Source organism: Klebsiella sp. Ech2A (genome assembly GCF_030078455.1).
GTDB lineage: Bacteria > Pseudomonadota > Gammaproteobacteria > Enterobacterales > Enterobacteriaceae > Klebsiella > Klebsiella terrigena.
Map to the genome: position 1 here is coordinate 1 of NZ_JAQGFU010000296.1, position 3,782 is coordinate 3,782.

At 54.6% G+C, this 3,782-nt stretch carries 5 protein-coding genes; 3 read left to right on the forward strand and 2 right to left on the reverse strand.

Annotation, left to right across the window (positions count from 1 at the left end):
* The 3 genes from PFH44_RS25710 to PFH44_RS25720 all read left to right on the forward strand — a co-directional run.
* A partial coding sequence (locus PFH44_RS25710) for an ABC transporter permease subunit (RefSeq protein WP_283826583.1) occupies positions 1 to 409 on the forward strand: 409 nt, incomplete at its 5' end.
* Between the two features lie 15 nt (positions 410 to 424).
* Positions 425 to 1,525 (forward strand): amino acid ABC transporter permease, encoded by a 1,101-nt coding sequence (locus PFH44_RS25715; RefSeq protein WP_133599740.1) that lies wholly within the window; start codon positions 425 to 427, stop codon positions 1,523 to 1,525.
* A gap of 8 nt (positions 1,526 to 1,533) precedes the next feature.
* A complete protein-coding gene (locus PFH44_RS25720; RefSeq protein ID WP_041145581.1) occupies positions 1,534 to 2,295 on the forward strand; it encodes an amino acid ABC transporter ATP-binding protein in 762 nt (253 codons plus the stop codon).
* A gap of 79 nt (positions 2,296 to 2,374) precedes the next feature.
* Here PFH44_RS25720 and PFH44_RS25725 read toward each other — a convergent pair whose 3' ends face one another.
* Positions 2,375 to 3,268: a transglutaminase family protein gene (locus tag PFH44_RS25725; RefSeq protein ID WP_283826584.1), complete on the reverse strand. Its 894-nt coding sequence runs from the start codon at positions 3,266 to 3,268 to the stop codon at positions 2,375 to 2,377.
* A partial coding sequence (locus tag PFH44_RS25730) for an alpha-E domain-containing protein (protein WP_283826585.1) occupies positions 3,265 to 3,782 on the reverse strand: 518 nt, incomplete at its 5' end. The genes PFH44_RS25730 and PFH44_RS25725, both read right to left, overlap by 4 nt.

The following is a 3,782-nucleotide window of genomic DNA, read 5'->3' on the forward strand; positions in this document are numbered from 1 at the left end:
CCCGGGGCTGGCTTCGCTGACGCTGGCGCTGTCGATCTACACCTCTTCGTTCATTGCTGAAGTGATTCGCTCCGGTATCCAGTCGGTCCCGCACGGACAGAGTGAAGCGGCCCGTTCGCTAGGGTTGCCAAATCCGGTGACCATGCGGCAGGTGATCATCCCCCAGGCAATGCGGGTCATCATTCCACCGCTGACCAGTCAGTATCTCAACATCGTGAAAAACTCGTCGCTGGCGGCGGCGATCGGCTACCCGGATATGGTCTCGCTGTTTGCCGGTACGGTGCTGAATCAGACCGGCCAGGCTATCGAGACTATTGCCATCACCATGGCGGTCTACCTGATCATCAGTCTGATAATTTCGCTGCTGATGAACATCTACAACCGCAAAATCGCGCTGGTTGAGCGTTAAGAGAACGGAATGACTATGTCTGTTACCACACATGAAACACCCCCGGCCCCCACCAACCCGGCAAGTAAAGCCTGGGCCTGGGCACGTAAGCATCTCTTCTCCAGCTGGTTCAATACGCTGCTGACGCTGCTGTGCCTGTGGATTATCTGGACCCTGATCCCCCCTGCTCTGAACTGGCTGGTGTTCAAGGCAAACTGGCTGGGTACAACCCGCGCCGACTGTACCAAAGAAGGCGCCTGCTGGGTGTTTATCCACGCCCGCTTTGGCCAGTTTATGTACGGGCTCTATCCGCACGAGCTCCGCTGGCGTATCAACCTCGCGCTGGTGATTGGCCTGCTGTCCATCATTCCGATGTTTATCAAATCAATGCCGCGCCGGGGCCGCTATATCGCCTGCTGGGCGGTGGCCTATCCCATCCTCGTCTGGGTTCTGTTGTACGGCGGTTTTTTGGGCCTCGATCGCGTCGAGACCCGCCAGTGGGGGGGTCTGACGCTGACGCTGATTATCGCTTCTGTCGGGGTTGCCGGGGCGCTGCCATTGGGCATTTTGCTGGCGCTGGGACGTCGTTCAACCATGCCGGTCGTTCGCACTCTGTCGGTGATTTTTATCGAGTTTTGGCGCGGCGTGCCGCTGATTACCGTGCTGTTTATGTCATCGGTGATGCTGCCCCTGTTTATGGCCGAAGGCACCACCATCGATAAGCTGGTGCGCGCGCTGGTCGGGGTTATTCTGTTCCAGTCGGCCTACATCGCGGAAGTGGTGCGCGGCGGATTACAGGCGCTGCCCAAAGGGCAGTATGAAGCGGCCGAATCGCTGGCGCTGGGCTACTGGAAAACGCAGTTTCTGGTCATTCTCCCCCAGGCGCTCAAGCTCACTATCCCCGGCCTGGTCAACACCATCATCGCTTTGTTTAAAGATACCAGCCTGGTGATCATCATCGGCCTGTTCGATCTTTTCAGCAGCGTACAGCAGGCAACGGTTGACCCCACCTGGCTTGGCATGTCGACGGAGGGCTACGTTTTTGCCGCCCTCGTCTACTGGATTTTCTGTTTTAGCATGTCGCGCTACAGCCAGTACCTGGAAAAGCGCTTTCACACCGGGCGTACATCGCACTGAGGTTTTACATGACACACTCTATGACTAATTCTGCTGAAGCGATGATGATTTCGCTCGAAAATGTGAACAAATGGTACGGTCAGTTCCACGTATTGAAAGATATTAACCTGCAGGTGAAGCCCCGCGAGAGGATTGTACTCTGCGGCCCCTCCGGCTCGGGTAAATCGACCACCATCCGCTGCATCAACCACCTGGAAGAGCATCAGCAAGGGCGTATCGTCGTTGATGGTATTCATCTCAACGATGATGTCCGCAACATAGAACGGGTGCGGACTGAAGTTGGCATGGTATTTCAACACTTTAATCTTTTCCCTCACCTGACCGTTTTGCAGAACTGCACGTTGGCGCCGACCTGGGTGCGTAAGATGCCAACGAAGGAAGCGGAAGCGCTGGCAATGCACTATCTGCAGCGCGTCCGTATTGCTGAGCATGCGCATAAGTTCCCGGGGCAGCTATCCGGTGGTCAGCAGCAGCGCGTGGCTATTGCCCGTTCGCTGTGCATGAAGCCAAAAATCATGCTGTTTGATGAACCCACCTCAGCGCTTGATCCGGAGATGGTCAAAGAGGTGCTCGATACCATGATTGGCCTGGCGGAAGACGGCATGACGATGCTGTGCGTCACCCATGAAATGGGCTTTGCGCGTACGGTCGCGGACCGGGTTATCTTTATGGACCGCGGCGAGATTGTCGAACAGGCTCCGCCGCAGGAGTTTTTTGCCCATCCAAAATCGGAACGTACCCGCGCGTTTCTGTCGCAGGTTATTCACTAAACGTTAAAGGACCTTACCGCTTAAATACCCCTCAGCGTTGGCAGAGCGGGTATTTAAGCGGTCATTTATCGCATCACGATCAATCAGGGGAGCAGTCGCGCTGCACATCAACCGCCACTTCCAGAGCCAGCGTTGCCCCGCCATCGAAAATAACGCCCTGTAACGGAGTCACATCGGCATAATCCCTTCCCCACGCCGTGACGATATGCTGCCCCTGCGGCATGAGATCGTTGGTCGGATCAAACTCCAGCCAGCCGATATCAGGGATAAAAATGGCAAACCAGGCATGTGACGCATCGGTCCCGACGAGTTTTTCCTGCCCCTCTGGCGGCAGCGTTTCAATATAGCCGCTGATATAACGCGCGGGTAAGCCGACAGAGCGCAGGCAAGCGATCGCCAGATGGGCAAAATCCTGACAGACGCCGCGCTTTTCCTCTAAAACCTGCTCGGGTGGTGTAGTGACGCTGGTCGCAACCGGATCGAAAGTAAATTCCGTAAAAATACGATGCGTGAAGTCCATCGCCGCCTGGATCACGCCAGCATTATCGTGAAAAATGTCGGCCGCATAGCTGGCCAGCCGTTCGGAACGGCAGATTAAACCGGAGTCGAGCAGATACTCTTTCGCCATTCGCAGATCCGCTGTCCCGGCCTCATGCAGCAATTGACGATACTCACCGCAGGTCAGCGTGTGGTCATATCGCAGGTTCGCGCGGTCTGTTTCGTCAATATCAAAGTAACTTTCCATCTCAACGGTTAGCCTGTCGTGCGGAACCTGGATCGAGAAATAAAACGTCAGATTACCGAAATAATCACTACCCTCGCTCTGATAAACGGGCATCGGCGTCACCGTAATCCGACGCAGTAAACAGCGTTGATTAGCCGTATCGCGCGGCAGAAGATGCGTCATGTTGTAGCATAACGTCACGGGTGAATTGTACTGGTACTCCGTAAGATGACGTACCCGGTATTTCATAAGTCAGTCTTCCATTGCGCGTTAATCAACTGCTGCGGCCCATCTGCATGATCGAAATACTTGTCGCTCAGCAGGGTCGTAAACTGTTCGAGTTGGCTTATTATCTGCGTCATGAGCGTATCCAGCTTTCCACGCAGCTCCGTTTGTTCATCGACCTGCGCCAACATGTCCAGCTCGGCCAGTTGAATATCGGTCAGTGATTTCATTATCGGACGCATGTCGGACGTCAGGCTGGACGTCTGACCATCCTGTCGCGGTAGATCGAGGAGATATTTACGCAGTCGATCGATCTGATAAATCAACGAACGCGGGTTGCTGGCGTCCAGCATCAATAAATCCAGACCAGAAATGATGTTCATTCGTCCTCGGTAGCGGCGACGGAAAGAGATCAATGCCTCTACGCTCATCAGTACCGATTCTAAAATTTGCTGTTGCTGTAAACCAGGAAGAGCGTGGATCAGCGTGTGTTTGAGTAAAATGGCGGTTAGAAGCGCCCTGTCTCCTATAAAAATCT

Excerpts from the sequence above, each read along its gene's own strand:
- PFH44_RS25715 (WP_133599740.1), top strand. The coding sequence starts at position 425 with ATGTCTGTTACCACACATGAAACACCCCCGGCCCCCACCAACCCGGCA.
- PFH44_RS25720 (WP_041145581.1), top strand. The coding sequence starts at position 1,534 with ATGACACACTCTATGACTAATTCTGCTGAAGCGATGATGATTTCGCTC.
- PFH44_RS25725 (WP_283826584.1), bottom strand. The coding sequence starts at position 3,268 with ATGAAATACCGGGTACGTCATCTTACGGAGTACCAGTACAATTCACCC.